The following is a 21,787-nucleotide window of genomic DNA, read 5'->3' as shown; positions in this document are numbered from 1 at the left end:
GCATCGAAGGCAACTCCGTCTGACACCCCGTAGCACGACAGGACCAACCTGTTCCGTTTCATCCCCCTGCAATGCTCCACGAACCGCGCCCGGCAAGTGGGGGCTTACGAGCAAGTAAAGGAGAAAAAAGCATGTCGACCGAATCGAAATGTCCGTTCAACCATACGGCGGCCGGCGGCACGTCGAACAAGGACTGGTGGCCGAACCAGCTCAATCTCAACATCCTGCATCGGCACTCGGCGCTGTCCGATCCGATGGACAAGGATTTCGACTACGCGGAAGCGTTCAAGAAGCTCGACCTCGCGGCGGTGAAGCGCGACCTGCAGGCGCTGATGACGACTTCGCAGGACTGGTGGCCGGCCGACTTCGGTCACTACGGCGGCCTGTTCATCCGGATGGCCTGGCATAGCGCCGGCACGTACCGGACCGCCGACGGCCGCGGCGGCGCGGGCGGCGGGCAACAGCGCTTCGCCCCGCTGAACAGCTGGCCGGACAACGGCAACCTCGACAAGGCGCGCCGGCTGCTGTGGCCGATCAAGCAGAAATACGGCCGCAACATCTCGTGGGCCGACCTGATGATCCTGACCGGCAACGTCGCGCTCGAATCGATGGGCTTCAAGACCTTCGGCTTCGCCGGCGGCCGCGTCGAGACGTGGGAGCCGGACGACGTCTACTGGGGTTCGGAAAAGATCTGGCTGGAACTGAGCGGCGGCCCGAACAGCCGTTACTCGGGCGTCCGTGACCTCGAGAATCCGCTCGCGGCCGTGCAGATGGGCCTCATCTACGTGAACCCGGAAGGCCCGGACGGCAACCCCGACCCGGTCGCGGCGGCACGCGATATCCGCGAGACGTTCGCGCGGATGGCGATGAACGACGAAGAAACGGTCGCGCTGATCGCCGGCGGCCATACGTTCGGCAAGACGCACGGCGCGGGCCCCGCATCGAACGTCGGTCCGGAACCGGAAGCGGCCGGTATCGAGCAGCAGGGTCTCGGCTGGAAGAGCACGTACGCATCGGGCAAGGGCCGTGACGCGATCACGAGCGGCCTCGAAGTGACGTGGACGTCGACACCGACGAAGTGGAGCAACGATTTCTTCACGCACCTGTTCAGCTACGAATGGGAGTTGACGAAGAGCCCGGCCGGCGCGCATCAGTGGGTCGCGAAGGGCGCCGACGAGGTGATTCCGGATGCGTTCGATTCGGCGAAAAAGCATCGCCCGACGATGCTGACGACCGACCTGTCGCTGCGTTTCGACCCCGCCTACGAGAAGATCTCGCGCCGCTTCTACGAGAACCCGGCCGAGTTCGCCGACGCGTTCGCGCGCGCCTGGTTCAAGCTCACGCACCGCGACATGGGCCCGCGTGCGCGCTATCTCGGCCCGGAAGTGCCGGCCGAGCAACTGCTGTGGCAGGACCCGATTCCGGCCGTCGACCACGCGCTGATCGACGCTGCCGATGTTGCCGCGCTGAAGGCGAAGATCCTCGCGACGGGGCTGAGCGTGTCGCAGCTCGTGTCGACCGCATGGGCGTCCGCATCGACGTTCCGCGGTTCGGACAAGCGCGGCGGCGCGAACGGTGCGCGCATCCGCCTCGCGCCGCAGAAGGACTGGGAAGTCAACCAGCCCGCGCAGCTTGCGAAGGTGCTCGAAACGCTCGAAGGCGTGCAGAAGGCGTTCAACGATGCGCAGACGGGCGGCAAGAAGGTGTCGCTCGCCGACCTGATCGTGCTGGCCGGTGCGGCCGGCGTCGAGCAGGCCGCGAAGAATGCGGGCGTGGCCGTGACGGTGCCGTTCGCGCCGGGCCGGATGGACGCGTCGCAGGAGCAGACCGATATCGAAGCGATGGCCGTGCTCGAGCCGGTTGCGGACGGTTTCCGCAACTACCTGAAGAGCGCGTACAAGACGCCGGCGGAGGCGCTGCTGGTCGACAAGGCCCAGCTGCTGACGCTGAGCGGGCCGGAGCTGACGGTGCTCGTCGGCGGCCTGCGTGTGCTCGGCGCGAACGTCGGTGACGCAAGGCACGGCGTGTTCACCGATCGTCCGGGCTCGCTGACCAACGACTTCTTCGTGAACCTGCTCGACATGGGCACGGAGTGGAAACCGGTGTCGGCCGCTAACGACGTGTTCGAAGGGCGAGATCGGGCGACGGGCCAGGTCAAGTGGACGGGTACGCGCGTCGACCTGATCTTCGGTTCGCACTCGCAGTTGCGTGCGCTGGCCGAGGTGTACGGCAGCGCGGACGCGAACGAGAAGTTCGTGCGCGATTTCGTCGCGGCCTGGAACAAGGTGATGAACCTCGACCGTTTCGACCTCGCGTGAATGTCGCGATGCGGTAACGCAGTCACGCTGTAACGTGAAACGGCCGGTCGCACGACCGGCCGTTTTTTCTTCCAGGATCTTGTCGAAGGAGTGACGACCATGACGCAAATGATGCTGAACATGCGCACCGCGTTCACGCCGGCCGAGTGGGCGCGGCGTATCGTCGGTTTCGCGATCGTCGTCGGCGGTGCGGCCGAGCTGGCCGCGCAGGCGCTGCACGCGCTCGCGCCGCTCGTGTCGAGCGCTGGCGGCTGAGCACGGCGAGTCCCGAACGGGTGCCGTGCAACGCGGCATGCGGATTGCTCGACGCATTTTCTCCGGTTCAACATTTCGAATGAGGAGTTCCGAAGATGGCCAGGAAAGGCAACGCCACGCAGATCAACATCGGCATCAGCGACAAGGACCGCAGGAAAATCGCGGATGGCCTGTCGCGCCTGCTTGCCGATACGTTTTCGCTGTACCTGAAGACCCACAATTTCCACTGGAACGTCACGGGTCCGATGTTCAACACGCTGCACCTGATGTTCGAAGCGCAGTACAACGAACTGTGGCTCGCGGTCGACTCGATCGCCGAGCGCATTCGCACGCTCGGCGTCGTCGCGCCGGGCACGTTCGCGGATTTCGCGAAGCTGTCGTCGGTGCCGGAAGCGAATGGGGTGCCGGGGGCGGAAGAGATGATCCGTCAGCTCGTAGAAGGGCACGAGACGGTCGTGCGCACCGCGCGCGAAATCTTCCCGATCGCCGATGCGGCGAGCGACGAGCCGACCGCCGACCTGCTGACGCAGCGCCTGCAGACGCATGAAAAGACCGCGTGGATGCTGCGGTCGCTGCTCGCGTAAGTTCGATGCGGCCGGTATCGGCGGGCAGTCCGACCTCAAACCGGGCCAGGTTGCCTGCATCGGATTGAATTCCGCCTGCCCGCCGGTGCATGTCCGCCGCACATCTGTCCCTGGATTGGCGGGCGGGACTGCCCCGGCCGCTTGCAGCGGGCTGGAGCGGCCGACGCGCGGGCCGCGCCACCCGGCCGCGGGGCATCCCGACATGACGCGAACCGTGCCTCCGCTCTAAAATGCCGGGATTATCTTCCCGGTGCTTCGCCATGCTTGCCCGCTTTCCCCTGTATCTGCGGCTCGTCCGGATGGACAAGCCGATCGGCAGCCTGCTGCTGCTCTGGCCGACGCTCAACGCACTGTGGATCGCATCGGACGGCCATCCGCGCTGGCCGCTGCTCGTGATCTTCGCACTCGGCACGCTGCTGATGCGCTCGGCCGGCTGCGCGATGAACGACTATGCCGACCGCGATTTCGACCGTCATGTGAAGCGCACGGCCGATCGGCCGCTGACGTCGGGCAAGATCCGCGCATGGGAAGCCATCGCGATCGCCGTGGTGCTGTCGTTCATCGCGTTTCTCCTGATCCTGCCGCTCAACACGCTGACGAAGGAGTTGTCGGTCGTCGCATTGTTCGTCGCCGGTTCGTATCCGTTCATGAAGCGATTCTTCGCGATTCCGCAGGCGTATCTCGGCATCGCGTTCGGCTTTGGCATCCCGATGGCCTTCGCGGCCGTGCAGGACACGGTGCCGATGCTCGCGTGGGTGATGCTGATCGCGAACATCTTCTGGTCGGTCGCGTACGACACCGAATACGCGATGGTCGATCGCGACGACGACATCAAGATAGGGATTCGCACGTCCGCGCTGACGTTCGGCCGCTTCGACGTCGCGGCCGTGATGGCATGCTATGCGGTGACGCTCGGCATCTACGTATGGATCGGCGTGACGCTCGGCTTCGGCCTCGCATACTGGGCCGGCTGGGCGGCTGCGGTCGGCTGCGCGCTGTATCACTACACGCTGATCAAGGGGCGCGAGCGGATGCCGTGCTTCGCGGCGTTCCGGCACAACAACTGGCTCGGCGGCGTGCTGTTCGCGGGAATCGCCGCGCATTACCTGCTGGCGGGTGCGGCCGGCAACTGAAGGGGCCGCGCGCCGATGCGCGATGCCAGCAAAAAAAGCGGCCGAGGCCGCTTTTTTTGTTGCCGGCGCCGGAAACCCGGCGGCGGTCGCCGCGCTTACGCGCGGCCGAGCTCGTCGCCCATATCCTTCGCGCGTGCCTCGGCTGCGAGCGCGCCGCGCACGATCGCTTCCTTCACGCCCTGCGCGTCGAACGACGCGAGCGCGGCGGCCGTCGTGCCGCCCTTCGACGTCACGCGCTCGCGCAGCACGCTTGCCGGCTCACCCGATTGCGCGGCGAGTTGCGCGGCGCCCGCGAACGTCGCGACCGCAAGCGCGCGGCCCTGTTCGTCGTTCATGCCGAGGCGGCGCGCGGCTTCCTGCAGCGCTTCGATGAAGTAGAACACGTAGGCCGGGCCGCTGCCCGAGATTGCCGTGACCGCATCGAGCTGCGCTTCGTCGTCGAACCACACGATCTCGCCGACCGCGCCGAGCACGTTGGACGCGAGCTCGCGACCGGCCGCGTCGACGCCCGGCAGCGCGGCGAGACCCGTCACGCCCATGCCGACCAGCGCGGGCGTGTTCGGCATCGTGCGCACGACGCGCGCGTAGTCGCCGAGCCAACGGGCGAGGTCGGTGCCGCGAATGCCTGCCGCAATGCTGATCACGAGTTGTGATTTCAAATGCGGCGCGAGCGCTTGCGCGACGTCCTTCAGCGCCTGCGGTTTCACCGCGAGCACGATCGCGTCGTAGTCCGCGAGCGTCGCGTCGATGGCCGCGCCGGTGCGGATGCCGAACTGCTGCGCCGCGCGCGCGCGGGCGTCCTCGTTGACGTCGATGGCATACAGGCCGTCAGCGGCGACGCCGCGCTTGATCAGGCCGCCAATGAGGGCCGCGGCCATGTTGCCGCCGCCGATGAATGCGATTTTCATGATGTCAGATTGAGCAGGTGATTGAACGGAAAGGCGGAAAAGTGCAGCGCTCAGTGCGAATAGTCGCGCGCGCCGAAGATCGCGGTGCCGACGCGCACGATCGTCGCGCCTTCGAGCACCGCGGCTTCGAGATCGGCGGACATGCCCATCGACAACGTGTCGAGCGGCAGGCCCTCGGCGCGCAATGCGTCGAACAGCGCGCGCAGCGCGCGATGCGGCATGCGTTGCGCGTCGATATCGCCAGCCGGTTCGGGAATCGCCATCAGGCCGCGCAGCCGCAGCGCCGGCAGCGCGGTGATCGCGCGCGCGAGCTCGGCCACGTCGGCCGGCGCGACGCCGCTCTTGGACGCCTCGCCGCTGATGTTCACCTGCACGCACACGTTGAGCGGTGGCAGGTGCGCGGGGCGTTGTTCGGCGAGGCGCTGCGCGATCTTCAGCCGGTCGACCGAATGGACCCAGTCGAACCGTTCGGCGACCGGGCGCGTCTTGTTCGATTGCAGCGGCCCGATGAAATGCCATTCGAGGTCCGCGCGCAGGTCGGCGAGCGCGTCGATCTTGTCGATCGATTCCTGCACGTAGTTCTCGCCGAACGCGCGTTGTCCGGCCGCATGCGCGGTGCGCACGTCGTCGGCGGGAAAAGTCTTCGACACGGCGAGCAGCGAGACGGTGGCGGGATCGCGGCCGGCCGCGCGGGCGGCGTCGGCGATGCGGCGGTGAACGGAGTCGAGACGGGCGGCGAAGTCGGACATGACGGGCACGGAAGCAGGCACGGGGAACGAGTACGGCAGCGAGTACGGTGACGAATGCGGCACGGCACGCGCCGCTTCGAATCACCCATTATACGGACGCCGCCGCAGGCGCCGCGCTAGCCGTACAGCAGATGCTCGACGAGCTGGATCCAGTGCGCGACGGGAATCTGCGTGCCGCTTTGCAGGTGCGCGATGCAGCCGACGTTGCCGGACACGATCATCTGCGGCTCGAGCGCCTGCAGCTTCTGCAGCTTTTGCTTGCGCAGCCGGTACGACAGCGACGGCTGCGTCAGCGAATAGGTGCCGGCCGACCCGCAGCACAGATGGCTGTCGGCCGGCAGCCGCACGTCGATGCCGAGCGTCTCGAGCAGGCGCTCGACCTTGCCGCGCGACTGCTGGCCGTGCTGCAACGTGCACGGCGGGTGATACGCGACGGTATGGATCGCGCGGCGTCGCGCGAGCGTCGAGATCTCGGCCTCGAACGCGAGCAGCACGTCGGAGATGTCGCGCGTCAGCGCGACGATGTGCTGCGCCTTCTCCGCATAGGCCGGATCGTCGCGCAGCAGGTGCGCGTATTCGAGCACCGTCGCGCCGCAGCCCGATGCATTCATCACGATCGCCTCGGCGCCTTGCGCGACGTATGGCCACCACGCGTCGATGTTGCGGCGCGCGTCGTCGAGCGCTTCGTCGTGATAGTTCAGGTGCAGGCGGATCGCGCCGCAGCAGCCCGCGTCGGGCGCGACGATCGTCTCGACTCCGAGCGCGTCGAGCACGCGCGCGGTCGCGATGTTGATGTTCGGCAGCATCGACGGCTGCACGCAGCCGGCGAGCATCAGCATCTTGCGCGGATGCGTGCGCTGCGGCCATTCGAGCAGTCGCGTGCGCGGCGGCACCTTGTCGCGCAGCCGTTTCGGCAAGAGCGGCCGCACGTGCTGGCCGAGCCGCATGATCGGCGAGAACAGCGTCGCGTTCGGCACGAGACTCGCGAGCAAGCGACGCACGAGCCGCTGCTGCACGGGGCGCTGCACTTGCGCTTCGACGTGCTTGCGGCCGATCTCGACGAGCCGGCCGTACTGGACACCCGACGGGCAGGTCGTCTCGCAGCTGCGGCAGGTGAGGCAGCGGTCGAGGTGCTGCTGCGTGCTGCGCGTGACGGGCGCGCCTTCGACCATCTGCTTGATCAGGTAGATGCGGCCGCGCGGGCCATCGAGTTCGTCGCCGAGCAGCTGATAGGTCGGGCAGGTCGCGGTGCAGAAGCCGCAATGCACGCACTTGCGCAGGATCGCGTCGGCCTCGTCGCCGTCGGGCGTATTGCGGATGAAATCGGCGAGGTTCGTTTGCATCGAGCCCTCAGAGGTCGGGGTAGAGCCGGCCGCGGTTGAAGATGCGCGCGGGATCGAACGCCGTCTTCAGCCCGCGGTGAATCTTCATCAGCGGCGCAGGCAGCGGCGTGAACACGCCCGCGCTGCGGTCGTAGGAATCGCCCGCGCGGAACAGCGTCGCATGGCCGCCGGCCTGCTTCGCGCTCATGCGCACCGTCTGCGCGTCGGCGTCGGTGATCCACCAGCGCTGCGCACCGCCCCATTCCATCAGCTGGGTGCCGGGCAGGTGCATCGGTTCGGTGATCGACGGCAGCGCGAGGCGCCACAGCGCATAGCCGGGCGGAATGCCGTTGAAGAACGGATCGGTGTGCTCGCGCAGGCCGGCCCAGAATCGCTCGGCCTCGACCGCGTCGACGACTTCGCCGCCGAGCAGCGTCTTCGCCGATTTCACGGCGGCCTCGGCGCCCGACAGCCGCAGCACCAGCGTGCCGTTGCGCCAAGCGCTCGCGCTGACCGGCAGCGGATGGCCGCCCCATTCGTTGAGCTTGCGCACCGCGTCGGTCGCGGTCACCTCGAACTTCAGCGTGACTTCGGCGACCGGCACCGGCAGCACCTTGATCGACAGGTCGAGCATCAGCCCGAGCGTGCCGAGCGAGCCGGCCATCAGCCGCGACACGTCGTAGCCGGCGACGTTCTTCACGACCTGCCCGCCGAAGCGCAGCACTTCGCCGCGCCCGTTCATCAGCGTGACGCCGAGCACGAAATCGCGTGGCGCGCCGCAGGTCGCGCGGCGCGGGCCCGCGAGGCCCGCCGCGATGCAGCCGCCGACGGTGGCCGCGCGGCCGAAATGCGGCGGCTCGAACGGCAGCATCTGGCCGCACTCGGCGAGGACGGTTTCAAGCTGCGCGAGCGGCGTGCCCGCGCGGACCGTGACGACGAGCTCGGCCGGATCGTACGACACGATGCCCTGAAACGAGCGCGTGTCGAGTATTTCGCCGTCCAGCGCCTGGCCGTACCAGTCCTTGGTGCCGCCGCCGCGAATCCGCAGCGACCGGCCGTCGGCACTGGCGGCACGGATGCGCTCGGCCCATCCGGCGACGATGTCGTCCTCTTCCATGTTCTGTTGCTGCCTCGTTGTTGTCCGGTCGATTGTACCGGGGTGGCGCGAATCCACATCGCGACTATCCCTAAGCCCCGTATGACGAAGGCATGCAGCCGCCACGCGCACGGCCGGCACGGGCCGCGCGACTGCGTGACTGCGCGGCGCTCAGAAGCGCGGCAGGTCGGGGTGCGGCAGCAGCCCCCCACGGACGTGCTGGCGGCCGTACTCGGCGCAACGCGCGCGGGTCGGGATGCCCTTGTCGGGGTTGAGCAGCCCGGCCGGATCGAATGCGCGCTTGACCGCGAAGAACGCATCGCGCTCCTGCGGCGAGAACTGTACGCACATCGAATTGAGCTTTTCGATGCCGACGCCGTGCTCGCCCGTCACGCTGCCGCCGAATTCCACGCAGCATTCGAGGATTTCCGCGCCGAACTGCTCGGCGCGGTGCAGCTCGTCCGGATCGTTCGCGTTGTAGAGGATCAGCGGATGCATGTTGCCGTCGCCGGCATGGAACACGTTGATGCAGCGCAGTCCGTAGCGTGTTTCGAGTTGCTCGATGCGCGCGAGCAAGGGGCCGATCGCGCGGCGCGGCACGGTGCCGTCCATGCAGTAATAGTCGGCGGAAATGCGTCCCGCGGCAGGAAACGCGTTCTTGCGGCCGGACCAGAAACGCAGCCGCTCGCTTTCGTTGCGCGACACCTGGATTCGCGTCGCGCCATGCTCGCGCAGCACGGCCGTCATGCGGACGATTTCCTCCGCGACTTCCTCGGGCGTGCCGTCCGATTCGCACAGCAGGATCGCCTTCGCGTCGAGGTCGTAACCCGCGTGCGTGAACGCCTCGACGGCCTGCGTGGCCGGCTTGTCCATCATCTCCAGCCCGGCCGGGATGATGCCCGACGCGATGATCGCGGCGACCGCCTCGCCGCCCTTCACGACATCGTCGAAGCTCGCCATCACGAGCTGCGCGGTCTGCGGTTTCGGGATCAGCTTCACCGTGACCTCGGTGACGATCGCGAACATCCCTTCGCTGCCGATCATCACCGCGAGCAGGTCGAGTCCCGGCGTGTCGAGGCCGAGCGAGCCGAATTCGACGATCTCGCCGTCGATCGTGACCGCGCGCACGCGCATCACGTTGTGCACCGTCAGCCCGTATTTCAGGCAGTGGACGCCGCCGGAATTCTCCGCCACGTTGCCGCCGATCGTGCAGGCGATCTGCGACGAAGGATCGGGTGCGTAGTACAGCCCGTACGGCGCGGCCACTTCCGAAATCGCGAGGTTGCGCACGCCGGGCTGCACGGTGGCGGTGCGCGCGTACGGATCGACCTCGACGATGCGCGTGAAGCGCGCGAGCGACAGCACGACGCCGTTGACGATCGGCAGCGCGCCGCCGGACAGGCTCGTGCCCGCGCCGCGCGGCACGATCGGCACTTCCATGCGGCGGCAGATCTGCACGATCCGCTGCACCTGCGATTCGGTTTCGGGTAGCGCGACCGCGAGCGGCAGCCGGCGGTACGCGGACAGGCCGTCGCATTCATACGGCGCCGTATCTTCGTCGCGGAACAGCAGGCAATGCGTCGGCAGCACGGCCATCAGCGCCTGCACGACTTCGCGCTGGCGTTGCGCGCGGGTTGCGCTCGACAGTTCGACGGAAGCGTTCATGGGGTCTCCAGCGGGCGGCGCGGCAGCGCGCCGCCGTGTCAGCACGTGAAGATCTTGCCGGGATTCATCAGGTTGCGCGGATCGAGCGCGAGCTTGATCGCGCGCATCGCGTCGATCGCGTTGTCGCCGTGCTCCTTCGGCAGGAAGCGCATCTTGTGCAGGCCGACGCCGTGCTCGCCGGTGCAGGTGCCGCCGAGGCGCAGCGCGCGTTCGACGATCCGGTCGTTGATGCGTTCGGCTTCGTCGATTTCCTCGGGCTTGTCGGGATCGATCAGGATCGCGACGTGGAAATTGCCGTCGCCGACGTGGCCGACGATCGGGCAGGGCAGCGACGATGCGCGCAGGTCGACTTCGGTTTCCTCGACGCACGCGGCGAGTTGCGAGATCGGCACGCACACGTCGGTCGTCACCGCGCGGCAGCCGGGTTTGAGCTGCAGCATCGCAAAATACGCGTTGTGGCGCGCGGCCCAGAGCCGCGTGCGATCCTCGGGGCGGGTCGCCCATTCGAAGCCCTGGCCATTGTTCTGGCCCGCAAGCGTCTGCACGAGCTCGGCCTGCTCCTTCACGCCGGCTTCGGTGCCGTGGAATTCGAAGAACAGCGTCGGCGCTTCGGCGAGCGTCAGGTTCGAGTGGCGGTTGATCGAGCGTACCGCGAGCGCGTCGACGAACTCGACGCGTGCGATCGGCACGCCGATCTGGATCGTCTCGATCACGGTGCGCACAGCGTCGCCCATCGACGGGAACGTGCAGATCGCGGCCGACACGGCTTCGGGCAGCGGATGCAGGCGTAGCGTGATCTCGGTGATCACGCCGAGCGTGCCTTCGGAGCCGACGAACAGGCGCGTGAGGTCGTAGCCGGCCGACGACTTGCGCGCGCGGGAGCCCGTCTTCACGACACGGCCGCCGGCGAGCACGGCGGTCAGGCCGAGCACGTTCTCGCGCATGGTTCCATAGCGCACGGCGTTGGTGCCCGATGCGCGGGTCGCGGTCATGCCGCCGATGCTGGCGTCGGCGCCCGGATCGATCGGGAAGAACAGGCCGGTGTCGCGCAGCGCTTCGTTGAGCGCCTTGCGCGTGATGCCCGGCTCGACCGTGACGGTCAGGTCTTCCGCGTTGATCGACAGCACCCGGTTCATTTCCGACAGGTCGAGCGAGACGCCGCCGCGCACGGCGAGGAGGTGGCCTTCGAGCGACGAGCCGGCGCCGTACGGGATCAGCGGTACGCCGTAGAGCGCGCACAGCGAGACCACTTCGCGAACTTCATCGGCGTTGTGGGCGAATACGACGGCATCGGGCAGTTGCGGATCGAACGGCGATTCGTCGCGGCCGTGATGGGCGCGGACGGCGTCGGCGGTCGAGACGCGCTCGCCGAAGGCGGCGCGCAGCGCATCGAGCATGGCGGAGGGCAGCGGGCGGCGCACGGTGGCCGGCGGGGCAGGGTGATTCACGAATGTCTCCTGACGACTGCTTGTCAAACTTTCGGCCCATTCTACGCTGTAACGCCCGCTGCGCCCGCCGCCGCGGGCTGCGATAATCGCGTTCCTAGGTAACCGGGCCGCATTGCGGCCGCGCACGAGAGGAGATTCGCATGGGCAACCGCTTGAGCAAGATCGCGACGCGCACGGGCGACGACGGCACCACGGGTCTCGGCGACGGACGGCGCATCGGCAAGGACGACGCGCGGATCGCCGCGATCGGCGACGTCGACGAACTGAACTCGAACCTCGGCGTGCTGCTTGCCGATCCGCTGCCGGACGACGTGCGCACCGCGCTCGTCACGATCCAGCACGACCTGTTCGATCTCGGCGGCGAGCTGTGCATTCCCGGCCACGCGGTACTCGACGACACGCACCTCGCGCGCCTCGACCGGTGGCTCGCCGACTACAACGCGACGCTGCCGCCGCTGAAGGAATTCATCCTGCCGGCCGGCTCGCGCGCGGCGTCGCTCGCGCACGTATGCCGGACGGTGTGCCGCCGCGCGGAGCGCTCGATCGTCGCGCTCGGGCGGAACGACGCGCTCAATGATGCGCCGCGGCGTTACGTGAACCGGCTGTCGGACCTGCTGTTCGTGCTGGCGCGCGTGCTGAACCGCGCGGGTGGCGGCTCGGACGTGCTGTGGGAGCGCGGGCGCGTCCGCTGACGCCCTGTCGCGTTTTTGCGCGCTGCGACAATTTGCCCGAGGGGCGTCGATTTTTAAAGATGTATCGTACGTGCATGTTTAACGGAGAAATCGAACATGACCCACATCACCGCTGACCAGATGGCTCGTGTGAAGGCCACTGCCCCTGTCCTCGCCGTGCACGGTGCGACGATCACGAAGCACTTCTACCAGCGCATGTTCGCGCGCCATCCGGAACTGAAGAACCTGTTCAACCAGACGCACCAGAAGACCGGCAGCCAGCCGGAAACGCTCGCGAAGGCGGTCTATGCGTATGCGGCGAACATCGACAACCTCGGCGCGCTCGGCGGGGCGGTGTCGCACATAGCGCACAAGCACGCGAGCCTGAACATCCGTCCCGAGCATTACCCGATCGTCGGCGAGAACCTGCTCGCGTCGATCGTTGAAGTGCTCGGCGACGCGGTCGACGCGGAGACGCTCGAGGCATGGCGTGTCGCGTACGGCCAGCTCGCGCAGATCCTGATCGGCGCCGAGGCCGACCTGTACGCGGGCGCCGCGTGGAGCGGCTTCCGTCCGTTCAAGGTCGCCCGCAAGGTGCGTGAAAGCGACGAGATCACGTCGTTCTACCTGACGCCTGCCGACGGCGGTGAGGCGCCGACCTTCGCGCCGGGCCAGTACGTCACGGTGAAGCGTTTCGTCGGCGACCTCGGCGTCGACCAGCCGCGCCAGTACAGCCTGTCCGACGCACCGCACGGCAAGTGGCTGCGCATCTCGGTGAAGCGCGAGGCCGGCCAGCCGGAAGCGATCCCGCCCGGCAAGGTATCGACGCTGATGCATGACGGCGTTGAGGAGGGCGCGATCGTCGAAGTGACCGCGCCGATGGGTGAATTCTCGCTGAAGCGCGGCGTCGATACGCCGGTCGTGCTGATCTCCGGCGGCGTCGGCCTGACGCCGATGGTGTCGATGGCATCGACGCTGGTCGGCGAAGGCAGCACGCGCGAGGTGCGGTTCGTCCACGCATGCCGGTCGGGCGCGGTGCATGCGTTCCGCGACTGGCTGAACGATACGGTGCGCGAACACGCGAACGTGAAGCGCACGGTGCTGTACGAGCTGGTCGGCCCGAACGACCGGGTCGGCGTCGATCACGACCTCGAGGGGCGCTTGACGCCGGAACGCGTGAAGCAATACGCGCTGGTGTCGGATGCCGACTACTACGTCTGCGGCCCGATCGCGTTCATGAAGGCGCAGCGCGACGCGCTGGTCGCGCTCGGCGTCGCGCCGGAGCGCATCAATACCGAGATCTTCGGTTCGGGCGCGCTCGAGTGAGCGCCTGACGGCGGCTGCTTGCCAACCAAAAAGCCCGGCGTGAGCCGGGCTTTCTTCTTGCGGCGCAGGCTGCAGGCCGCGGGTGGCACGCGCCGCCTCGGGCCTGCCGGCGATCAGTTGCCGCTGCCGCGCGCGACGCGCCGTGCCTTCACCGATTCCGCGAGGCCTTCGAGCACCTTCACGCTGTCGTCCCACGCGATGCACGCGTCGGTGATGCTCTGGCCGTAGGTCAGCGGGCAGCCTTCCTTCAGGTCCTGGCGCCCCTCGACGAGGTGCGACTCGATCATCACGCCGACGATGCGCTCGTCGCCGGCCGCAACCTGGCGGCCGATGTCCGCGCATACGGGGATCTGGTTCTCGTGCTTCTTCGAGCTGTTCGCGTGGCTCGCGTCGATCATCAGGCGCGCGGCGAGGCCCGCCTTGCCGATGTCCGCGCACGCGGCGTTCACGCTGTCCGCGTCGTAGTTCGGCGTCTTGCCGCCGCGCAGGATCACGTGGCAGTCCTCGTTGCCGGCCGTCGACACGATCGCCGAGTGGCCGCCCTTGGTCACCGACAGGAAATGGTGCGGCTGCGATGCGGCCTTGATTGCGTCGACCGCGATCTTCACGTTGCCGTCGGTGCCGTTCTTGAAACCGACCGGGCACGACAGCCCCGACGCGAGTTCGCGGTGCACCTGCGACTCGGTCGTGCGCGCGCCGATCGCGCCCCACGAGATCAGGTCGGCGATGTACTGCGGGCTGATCATGTCGAGGTATTCGGTCGCGGCCGGCAGCCCCATCTCGTTGATCTGCAGCAGCAGTTCGCGCGCGGTGCGCAGCCCTTCGTTGATCTTGAAGCTGTTGTCGAGGTGCGGATCGTTGATGAGCCCCTTCCAGCCGACCGTCGTGCGCGGCTTCTCGAAGTACACGCGCATCACGATTTCCAGCTCGCCCTTGAAGCGCTCGCGCTCCTTCACGAGCCGCCCCGCGTATTCGATCGCCGCCTTCGTATCGTGGATCGAACACGGCCCGATCACGACGATCAGCCGGTCGTCCATACCGTGCAGGATGCGGTGCATCGACTGGCGCGAGTTGTAGATCAGCTCGGACGCGGCTTCGGAGCACGCGAATTCGCGGATCAGGTGGGCGGGCGGCGTCAGTTCCTTGAGTTCGCGAATGCGGACATCATCGGTGTTGTGCGGGGGCATGCTGTTTCTCCTAATTTTGCGGGCGCCGTTCGGTCAGTGCGCGTGCGGCAGATTCATCAATTCAAGCAATTCAGTGATTCCGGTCGGAACCGCGGGATCCGCTGCGGCGGGGACCGGGTGGCGAAGGGCGAAAAAAAACCGCCGGGTTCGCCGGCGGTTTTTTCGGGAATTTCGGTTGCGCTTTACGCGCCATCAACCCTCTCGATCCGCCAGCGGTCTGAGATGCCAAAAAAAGTAAAAATAAAACTTGGCGGACATGACGGAGATTCGGTTCGTCAAAAAAGTTGATTCGGAATTTATACCCCGGCGCCAGGCCGCTGGCAACCGGGGATGCGCGAAAATGCGGACAATCCGCGCGTTTTCGGCAAAATGCGCGGATTGTCTGCGCCGCGATGCGGTTATGCCGTACCGCCGACCGTCATCTTGTCGATCCGCAGGGTCGGCTGGCCGACGCCGACCGGCACGCTCTGGCCTTCCTTGCCGCACACGCCGACGCCCGAGTCGAGCGACATGTCGTTGCCGATCATGCTCACGTACTTCAGTGATTCCGGGCCGCTGCCGATCAGCGTCGCGCCCTTCACCGGGTAGGTGATCTTGCCGTTCTCGATCATGTACGCCTCGGACGCCGAGAACACGAACTTGCCGTTCGTGATGTCGACCTGGCCGCCGCCGAAGTTCACCGCGTACAGGCCGTTCTTCACCGATGCGATGATTTCCTGCGGATCCTTGTCGCCGTTCAGCATGTACGTATTGGTCATGCGCGGCATCGGCAATGCCGCATACGACTCGCGCCGCGCGTTGCCGGTGACGGGCATTTTCATCAGGCGCGCGTTCAGCGTGTCCTGGATGTAGCCCTTCAGGATGCCGTCCTCGATCAGCGTCGTGCACTGCGTCGGGTTGCCTTCGTCGTCGATGTTCAGCGAGCCGCGGCGATTCGGCAGCGTGCCGTCGTCGACCACCGTCACGCCCTTCGCGGCGACCTGCTCGCCGATCCGGCCGGCGAACGCCGACGAACCCTTGCGGTTGAAGTCGCCCTCGAGGCCGTGGCCGATCGCCTCGTGCAGCAGCACGCCCGGCCAGCCCGGCCCGAGCACGACCGTCATCGCGCCGGCCGGGGCAGGGCGCGCGTCGAGGTTCACGAGCGCCGCGTGCACGGCGTCGTCGACGTAGCGTGACAGCACTTCGTCGGTGAAGTAGCCGTAGTCGAAGCGGCCGCCGCCGCCGCCGGAGCCGATTTCGCGGCGGCCGTTCTGTTCGGCGATCACCGTGACCGACACGCGCACGAGCGGCCGGATGTCGGCGGCGAGCGCGCCGTCGCTGCGCGCGACCAGCACAACATCGTATTCGCCGGCGAGCCCCGCCATCACCTGCGTGACGCGCGGGTCGCGACCGCGCGCCATCTGCTCGATGCGCTCGAGCAGCTTGACCTTGGCCGTCGCGTCGAGCGACGCGAGCGGATCGGACGGCAGATACAGGTCGCGGCCCGAGATGCCCTTCAGCGACGTCGCCGCCTTGATCTTCTGGCGGCCGCCGCCGGCCGCCGCGATCGCCTTGGTGGCCGCGGCCGCCTGGGCGATGGCTTCCGGAGACAGGTCGTCCGAGTAGGCGAACGCTGTGCGGTCGCCCGCGACCGCGCGCACGCCGACGCCCTGGTCGATGCTGAAGCTGCCCGACTTCACGATGCCTTCCTCGAGGCTCCACGCTTCGCTGCGGGTCGCCTGGAAGTACAGGTCCGCGTAGTCGACGCGATGCGTGAAGATGTCGGCGATCGTGCGCGTGAGCAGGCTCTCGTCGAGGCCGTACGGCGTGAGGAGGATGTCCTTCGCCAGCGCAAGATTGCGGATGCCGGGTTCGATGATGTTCATGCGGGTATCGAGGGTTCTCAAAAAGTTGTCGGGTGCGTTCTGGGCAGATGGGTTGGCCGGGCGGCGTTTCAAGCGCCAGGGCGGATCAGCGGTTCAGGCCAGCACGCGATGCCGCCACGCGGGCAGGCTCTGGCGCACGTCGGCGATGCGCTGCGGATCGAGCGCGCCGGTCACGACGCTCGCGCCTTCGTCGCGGAGCGCGACGATTTCGCCCCACGGGTCGATCAGCATGCTGTGGCCCCAGGTGCGCCGGCCGTTCTCGTGCTTGCCGCCTTGCGCGGCCGCGAGCACGTAGCACTGGTTCTCGACGGCCCGCGCGCGCAGCAGCATTTCCCAGTGCGCGCGGCCCGTCGTATACGTAAACGCCGACGGCACGACGATCAGCGCGCAGTCGCCCATCCTGCGGTACAGCTCCGGAAAGCGCAGATCGTAACAGACCGACAGGCCGACCCGCCCGAACGGCGCGTCGAACGTGACGACCGTGTCGCCCGCGCGGATCGTGCGCGCCTCGTCGAACGATTCGTCGCCTTTCTCGAAGTTGAACAGGTGGATCTTGTCGTAGCGGGCCGCTTCGTTGCCGGTCGGGTCGAACACGAGCGTCGTGTTCAGCACGCGATCGGGTTCGGGCGCCTTCAGCGGTAGCGTGCCGCCGATCACCCAGATGCCGTGACGATGCGCGGCCTCCGAGAGGAAGCGCTGAATCGGACCGTCGCGGTAGGGTTCGGCGAGCGCGAGCTTGTCGGTGTCGCGATGGCCCATGAAGCAGAAATACTCGGGCAGCAGCACGAGCTGCGCGCCGTCGCCTGCCGCTTCCGCGATCAGGCGTCCGGCTTCGGCGAGATTGCGTGCGACGTCCGGCGTGCTCACCATCTGCAGCGCGGCGACCCGAAAGGGCGTGGCGGAACGGGCGTGATCGGTCATCGCTGGATCGGTTGCGTCATAAATGGGGTGCGGCCCGGCACCCTGCGCGCGTCAGTGGCTCGCCGCATCGGCCGGACCGTGATTCATCTTACCCTGATCGCCTCGCACCCGCTCGATGTGCGGATGCGCCCACGAGCCGGTGATCGCGTAGTCGAGCGCGAACGCGTGCGACAGCGTCTCCGACAGCGCGTAGTTCGCCGCCAGCACGCCGACGCCGAGCAGCGGATTGATGACCGCGGCCGCGATCGCGGCCGTGCCGGCGCCGATCTTCGGCGCGACGTGCGCGTGCAGGTCCTGCGTCTCGGTGCCAAGGTCGACCGCGCCGCGCACGGTCACGTTCGCCGGCGCAGTCGTCATCGAGAAGTCGTCGGTGCGTGCGATCCCGTTCGAGATCCGGCTGGTGCCCGTGATCTTGTCGAACGGCAGTCCCTTGCCGATCACGTCGCGGAAATTCAGCGTCAGGAAGCGCGCGAGACTCTGCAGGCTCAGCACGCCGAGCAGTTTCGCGGCGCCCGGATCGACCTTCAGGATCTGGCCGTGCTCCAGGTCGAGCGCGATCTGGCCGCCGAGCGACGGCAGATCGACCGCGGTCGGGCCGCCGCGCCAGCCGACCTTGCCGGTCACCGCGCCGTGGCCGTCCGCCAGCGTGCGCGGCAGGCCGACGAGGTCGAGCAGCGCGCCCGCGTTGCCGACGTCGAGCTTGAAGTCGAACACGCTGCGGCGCGGTGCATCGTTTTCGTCGACGCCGCGGGCCAGCGCGCGGCGCGACGTGCGCCAGTTGCCGGTCGCCGTCAGCTTTGCGGCCGGGTTCGCCAGCTCGAGCTTGTCGAGCTGCCACACCGGCGCGCCGTCTTCCTCGATGTTGCGCGCATTGACGACGAGCCGGCCGATGTCGTGATCGCGTGCAACGACCTGGTCTACGATCAGGTCGACCGACGGCATCGGCCGGTCGGTCGGCGTCGGCAGGTTCATCGCGCGGCCGACGAGGTCGTGCTGCGCACTCTGCGGAATCACGAGCTTCGCGAGCCGCGCGTTCAGCACGCCCGCGCCGTTGTGGCCGCCGCCCGGCGCCCACGACAGGTAGCCCGAGACCTGGTTCGACGCGATGTTCGCCTGCCACAACTCGTCGATGTGCGACGCGCCGATGATCACGTTTTCCCAGTTGCGCTTGAGCAGCTTCAGCGTGCCGAAGTGGAGCGCGAAGCGTTTCGGCGTGAAGCTCGCGACGTCGATGCGCGGCGCGGCTTGCGGTTCCGGCGCGCGCGGCGCGTCGTGCTGCAGCGTGCGGGCCAGTGCGAGCCAGGCGTCGGCGTCGAGTTCGTCGACGTCGACGGCGGCGCTCACGCCGTCCTGCGGCAGGTCGGGCATCCGGTGGATGCCCATCGCGCCGCGCACCGCGCGCAGCGGCTGGCCGGGTGTTGCGTCGAGCAGGTAGGTCGCGGACACGGGGCCGAGCGTCAGGTCGGCATGCTCGAGGTGCTTGCCGCCCGCCTCGGCGGCCGGCTGCAGCGTGAAGCGGAACGGCATCGGCGTGCCGGCCGGTTTCGCGAACGGCGCCGGGAAGTTCAACGCGACGCCCGTCAGGTCGGAACGCGCGGTGACTTCCGGCAGGCGGCCCGGCGCGCCGCGCACGGCGAGCTGGTACGGTGCGTCGCCGACCACGTGCTCGAGCAGCGCCGCAGCCGTGCCGCGCAGGTTCATCCCGCGCGCGGCGTCGAGCGCGAGCTTGCCGTCGACGTCCACCGCGTACGGGCCGTGCGACTGGAAGTTGCCGTTCGCGCGCACGGGTCCGCCGAGGAAGCGCCCCGACAGGTCGTGCAGCGATGCGCCAGTCTCGGAGAAGCGCACGCTGCCGCGCAGCGCGGACAGCGGCGGCACGCCGTCGGTCGACAGCGTGTTGCCGCCGAACGCGAGTGCGCCTTCGACGTGGGTATGCGGATGCGGAACGTGCTGCGGAATCGTGATCTTGAGCGCGAGCGCCGCCGGCCCCTGCGCATCGATCCGCTGGCCGATGTGCCCGCTCATCGCGCCGAGCGAGCTGTTGTCCGCGTAGTCGATCAGGTCCGCGAGCGGGCCTTGCGCATGGCCGTCGATGACGAGCGGCGACGTCGACGGGTTGCCGAGATCGTCGATCCGGCCGGCGACCTTCGTCAGCGCGACGCGCTTGTAGTGCGCGCGCGCGATGTCGAAACGCAGCTTGTTCTGCGCGAGCTCGAACACGCCGTCGATCCCGTCGAGTGCGGGCCAGACGCTCGGCGTGCCGTTCGCGAGCTTGCGCGGCGGGTACGGCGTCGGCTCGAAGCGGCCGCCGGTGAACGGCGCGACGATATGGAACACGCCGGCATCCGGCTCGTGTTCGAACGGGAATTTCTCGAGCGGGCCGCGGGCGACGATCGACGCGCCCTTGGACACCTGGCCGTCCTGCAGCGCATGGCCGAGATAGTTGCGCAGGTGCTCGGACATCCCGGTCGGCAGGTAGCGCGGAATGCGCGCCACCGACGCGCGCGCGAAATCCGCGCGCAGGTCGAGCGAGCCGCGGCCGTGGCCGGGGTTCGTGTACGAGCCCGACACCGCGATTTCCGCATCGGGGTTTGCGACGAACAGGTCCGGCAACGTCACGTCGACGCGCGCGTGCTTCTCGCCCGGCGCCGGCGTGATCACCCATTTCGCGTTGCCGCGCAGCCGGTCGAAGGTCAGGCGCGGCTCGTCGAATTCGCCGGGCACCGTGACCGCGGCGTTGACCGTGTCGAAGTGCGCGGCGCCGCCCGTCTCGTTCGCGTCGACGCGGCCCCACAGGTTCTCGACGCCCGGCCAGCCGGCGCGCGGATGGCCACGCGGCGAGAGACCGGGGGGCGGCTCCTGCGCGGCGAAGCTGATGCCCTGCAGGTCGCCGAGGAAGCGGTAGCGCACGATCGGTGCGGCGCCGGTGCGGCGCTCTTCGTCGGCGAGCTCGGCCCGCGCCGGCTTCGCGCGTTCGACCTCGATGTGATAATTCGACACCATCCCGCGCGGGTCGAGCTTGATCAGTTCGTTGCGCAGCTGCGCCGGCAGCGGCAGCCCGCGGATGAACTCGCTGAGGATGCCGAGATCGACGCGGTCGCCGACGACGCTCAGGAGCTGCCCCTGGTCGGCGGCCGGCACGCGGTAGCGGGCGGTCAGCGTCGACAGCGCGAGCGAGCGGGCGAGCGGCGTGCCGTCCGGCAGCGGCGGCTGCCCGAGCTCCGCGTTGAAGCGCGTCAGGTGCAGCGTGTAGTCGCGGCCGGCGTCCAGCGCCATGTCCCAGCCGAAGCCGACCGTCGGCACGTCGAGGCGCGGCTGGGTCGGCCGCACGCGCAGCACGACGTCGGCGCCCTGCAGGTCGCCGCCGGCGGAGCGCAGGTGGCCGTTCTGGAAGGTCGCCCAGATTGCGTTGTCGATGCGGCCCGCGTGGATCGTGAGCGGTATGTCGAGATAGCGGCCGAGCGTCTGCAGGTCGACGGGGCCGGTCGACAGATACGCGTCGCCGGTCCAGTTCGTCGGCTTGCCGATCGGCGCGAGCGGCTTGTGCCGGAAGCGCGCGCGGAAATCGAGCGGGCCGAGCAGCAGGGTGCCGTTCGCGGGCGCCTGAAGCGCGGCCTTGTGTTCGCGACCGTCGTTGAGCACCGCGAGGCGGATGCCGGACAGCGCGAGCTCCGGTGCATCGTGCTGCGCGTCGCGCCAGCGCAGCGTGCCGTTGCGCAGCACGATCGCTTCCTGCTTCAGCAGCCAGGTGCCGAACGTGTCGTTGCCGCCATGGGTGGTCGCGACGCCGACGCCCGCGATGCTCAGCGAGCCGTCGGCCGCGCGCGCGACGACGAGGTCCGGATGGTCGACGATCAGGCTCGACAGCGCGGGCGACAGCCGCAGCAGCGACAACCACGACAGCGCGGCCGTCGCGTGCGGGACCGACAGCGCGATCTGGCCGTCACGGCCGCGAATGGTGAGGTTGGCGACTTCGACGCCCGGCTGCATGCCGGACCAGTGGGGGGACAGTTTGCCGATCGAGAGCTGCGCGTGGAGCTTGTCGGACACCGCGCGCTCGATGCGCGGGCGAAATTCGTCGATGCGCGGCAGCACCACGTAGCGCAGCCCGAGGAACGCGCCGGCCGCGACGAAGTACGTGCCGATCCCGACTGCCAGCGTCACCCTGAACACGTGACGCAGGACTGGATGATCGTGCTTCGGAGGTCCCGCTTCGGGCTCAGCTAAGGCGGATTCCTGACGGTCGGACATGCGGCGGAAGGGCGGCGATATGGTAGTTTTGCAGACTGACGTTGAAATGTATCACAGGGGTTCGTGCCGGCGGCCGTTGCGGCAGCGC

17 protein-coding genes are annotated in these 21,787 nt (G+C 68.2%); 7 read left to right on the top strand and 10 right to left on the bottom strand.

All coding sequences use genetic code 11. The features are described from left to right. The first annotated feature begins 131 nt into the window (after nt 1-131). From katG to ubiA, 4 genes are all read left to right on the top strand, one after another. Entirely contained in the window at nt 132-2,318 is a 2,187-nt protein-coding gene (gene katG, locus WS66_RS26220; protein ID WP_059608282.1) for a catalase/peroxidase HPI, read from the top strand. Nucleotides 2,319-2,417: 99 nt separating this feature from the next. After that, nucleotides 2,418-2,573 carry a hypothetical protein gene (locus tag WS66_RS34165; protein WP_170296459.1) on the top strand — a complete coding sequence of 52 codons (156 nt, stop codon included), beginning with the start codon at nt 2,418-2,420 and terminating at the stop codon, nt 2,571-2,573. Nucleotides 2,574-2,668: 95 nt separating this feature from the next. Continuing rightward, on the top strand, nt 2,669-3,157 hold the full coding sequence (locus tag WS66_RS26215; protein WP_059608283.1) for a Dps family protein: 489 nt from the start codon (nt 2,669-2,671) through the stop codon (nt 3,155-3,157). 260 nt (nt 3,158-3,417) lie between these two features. Next, entirely contained in the window at nt 3,418-4,290 is an 873-nt protein-coding gene (gene ubiA / locus WS66_RS26210) for a 4-hydroxybenzoate octaprenyltransferase (RefSeq protein ID WP_059608284.1), read from the top strand. A 95-nt stretch (nt 4,291-4,385) separates the two neighbouring features. On the opposite strand, the gene proC is transcribed toward ubiA, so the two are convergent. From proC to WS66_RS26180, 6 genes are all read right to left on the bottom strand, one after another. Beyond that, entirely contained in the window at nt 4,386-5,198 is an 813-nt protein-coding gene (gene proC, locus WS66_RS26205; RefSeq protein ID WP_059608285.1) for a pyrroline-5-carboxylate reductase, read from the bottom strand. A 50-nt stretch (nt 5,199-5,248) separates the two neighbouring features. Further along, nucleotides 5,249-5,947: a YggS family pyridoxal phosphate-dependent enzyme gene (locus WS66_RS26200; protein WP_059608349.1), complete on the bottom strand. Its 699-nt coding sequence runs from the start codon at nt 5,945-5,947 to the stop codon at nt 5,249-5,251. Nucleotides 5,948-6,063: 116 nt separating this feature from the next. Further along, complete coding sequence (gene glcF, locus WS66_RS26195) at nt 6,064-7,290, bottom strand: glycolate oxidase subunit GlcF (RefSeq protein WP_059608286.1); 1,227 nt, start codon at nt 7,288-7,290, stop codon at nt 6,064-6,066. Nucleotides 7,291-7,297: 7 nt separating this feature from the next. After that, entirely contained in the window at nt 7,298-8,386 is a 1,089-nt protein-coding gene (gene glcE / locus WS66_RS26190) for a glycolate oxidase subunit GlcE (RefSeq protein ID WP_059608287.1), read from the bottom strand. A 150-nt stretch (nt 8,387-8,536) separates the two neighbouring features. Beyond that, complete coding sequence (locus WS66_RS26185) at nt 8,537-10,030, bottom strand: FAD-linked oxidase C-terminal domain-containing protein (RefSeq protein WP_059608288.1); 1,494 nt, start codon at nt 10,028-10,030, stop codon at nt 8,537-8,539. A gap of 38 nt (nt 10,031-10,068) precedes the next feature. Continuing rightward, nucleotides 10,069-11,478 (bottom strand): FAD-binding oxidoreductase, encoded by a 1,410-nt coding sequence (locus WS66_RS26180; protein WP_059608289.1) that lies wholly within the window; start codon nt 11,476-11,478, stop codon nt 10,069-10,071. A 140-nt stretch (nt 11,479-11,618) separates the two neighbouring features. Here WS66_RS26180 and WS66_RS26175 point away from each other — a divergent pair, with 140 nt between their 5' ends. Beyond that, nucleotides 11,619-12,170 carry a cob(I)yrinic acid a,c-diamide adenosyltransferase gene (locus tag WS66_RS26175; protein WP_059608290.1) on the top strand — a complete coding sequence of 184 codons (552 nt, stop codon included), beginning with the start codon at nt 11,619-11,621 and terminating at the stop codon, nt 12,168-12,170. Between the two features lie 96 nt (nt 12,171-12,266). Next, a complete protein-coding gene (gene hmpA / locus WS66_RS26170; RefSeq protein ID WP_059608291.1) occupies nt 12,267-13,475 on the top strand; it encodes an NO-inducible flavohemoprotein in 1,209 nt (402 codons plus the stop codon). 113 nt (nt 13,476-13,588) lie between these two features. On the opposite strand, the gene aroG is transcribed toward hmpA, so the two are convergent. Beyond that, on the bottom strand, nt 13,589-14,662 hold the full coding sequence (gene aroG / locus WS66_RS26165; RefSeq protein WP_059465445.1) for a 3-deoxy-7-phosphoheptulonate synthase AroG: 1,074 nt from the start codon (nt 14,660-14,662) through the stop codon (nt 13,589-13,591). A 42-nt stretch (nt 14,663-14,704) separates the two neighbouring features. On the opposite strand from aroG, the gene WS66_RS26160 reads away from it, so the two are divergent. After that, the gene (locus WS66_RS26160) at nt 14,705-14,950 is read left to right on the top strand and encodes a hypothetical protein (RefSeq protein ID WP_162499696.1); all 246 of its coding nucleotides are present in this window, start codon (nt 14,705-14,707) and stop codon (nt 14,948-14,950) included. A gap of 110 nt (nt 14,951-15,060) precedes the next feature. On the opposite strand, the gene tldD is transcribed toward WS66_RS26160, so the two are convergent. From tldD to WS66_RS26145, 3 genes are all read right to left on the bottom strand, one after another. Continuing rightward, the gene (tldD, locus tag WS66_RS26155; RefSeq protein WP_059451318.1) at nt 15,061-16,527 is read right to left on the bottom strand and encodes a metalloprotease TldD; all 1,467 of its coding nucleotides are present in this window, start codon (nt 16,525-16,527) and stop codon (nt 15,061-15,063) included. A 93-nt stretch (nt 16,528-16,620) separates the two neighbouring features. Further along, nucleotides 16,621-17,448 carry a carbon-nitrogen hydrolase family protein gene (locus WS66_RS26150; RefSeq protein WP_059608292.1) on the bottom strand — a complete coding sequence of 276 codons (828 nt, stop codon included), beginning with the start codon at nt 17,446-17,448 and terminating at the stop codon, nt 16,621-16,623. A gap of 51 nt (nt 17,449-17,499) precedes the next feature. Continuing rightward, nucleotides 17,500-21,699 carry a YhdP family protein gene (locus WS66_RS26145; RefSeq protein ID WP_059608293.1) on the bottom strand — a complete coding sequence of 1,400 codons (4,200 nt, stop codon included), beginning with the start codon at nt 21,697-21,699 and terminating at the stop codon, nt 17,500-17,502. Nucleotides 21,700-21,787: the final 88 nt, after the last annotated feature.

The sequence above is a fragment of the Burkholderia sp. LA-2-3-30-S1-D2 genome, from assembly GCF_001523915.2.
In the GTDB taxonomy this organism is placed as follows: domain Bacteria; phylum Pseudomonadota; class Gammaproteobacteria; order Burkholderiales; family Burkholderiaceae; genus Burkholderia; species Burkholderia diffusa.
Note: the sequence above shows the minus strand (reverse complement) of the source record. Positions and strands in the feature narration are given on the sequence as shown.

Coding starts and splice junctions, on each gene's coding strand:
- WS66_RS26150 (WP_059608292.1), bottom strand. CDS start 17,448: ATGACCGATCACGCCCGTTCCGCCACGCCCTTTCGGGTCGCCGCGCTG.
- WS66_RS34165 (WP_170296459.1), top strand. CDS start 2,418: ATGACGCAAATGATGCTGAACATGCGCACCGCGTTCACGCCGGCCGAG.
- ubiA (WP_059608284.1), top strand. CDS start 3,418: ATGCTTGCCCGCTTTCCCCTGTATCTGCGGCTCGTCCGGATGGACAAG.
- proC (WP_059608285.1), bottom strand. CDS start 5,198: ATGAAAATCGCATTCATCGGCGGCGGCAACATGGCCGCGGCCCTCATT.
- WS66_RS26200 (WP_059608349.1), bottom strand. CDS start 5,947: ATGTCCGACTTCGCCGCCCGTCTCGACTCCGTTCACCGCCGCATCGCC.
- tldD (WP_059451318.1), bottom strand. CDS start 16,527: ATGAACATCATCGAACCCGGCATCCGCAATCTTGCGCTGGCGAAGGAC.
- glcE (WP_059608287.1), bottom strand. CDS start 8,386: ATGGAAGAGGACGACATCGTCGCCGGATGGGCCGAGCGCATCCGTGCC.
- WS66_RS26185 (WP_059608288.1), bottom strand. CDS start 10,030: ATGAACGCTTCCGTCGAACTGTCGAGCGCAACCCGCGCGCAACGCCAG.
- glcF (WP_059608286.1), bottom strand. CDS start 7,290: ATGCAAACGAACCTCGCCGATTTCATCCGCAATACGCCCGACGGCGAC.
- katG (WP_059608282.1), top strand. CDS start 132: ATGTCGACCGAATCGAAATGTCCGTTCAACCATACGGCGGCCGGCGGC.
- hmpA (WP_059608291.1), top strand. CDS start 12,267: ATGACCCACATCACCGCTGACCAGATGGCTCGTGTGAAGGCCACTGCC.
- WS66_RS26215 (WP_059608283.1), top strand. CDS start 2,669: ATGGCCAGGAAAGGCAACGCCACGCAGATCAACATCGGCATCAGCGAC.
- aroG (WP_059465445.1), bottom strand. CDS start 14,662: ATGCCCCCGCACAACACCGATGATGTCCGCATTCGCGAACTCAAGGAA.
- WS66_RS26175 (WP_059608290.1), top strand. CDS start 11,619: ATGGGCAACCGCTTGAGCAAGATCGCGACGCGCACGGGCGACGACGGC.
- WS66_RS26145 (WP_059608293.1), bottom strand. CDS start 21,699: ATGTCCGACCGTCAGGAATCCGCCTTAGCTGAGCCCGAAGCGGGACCT.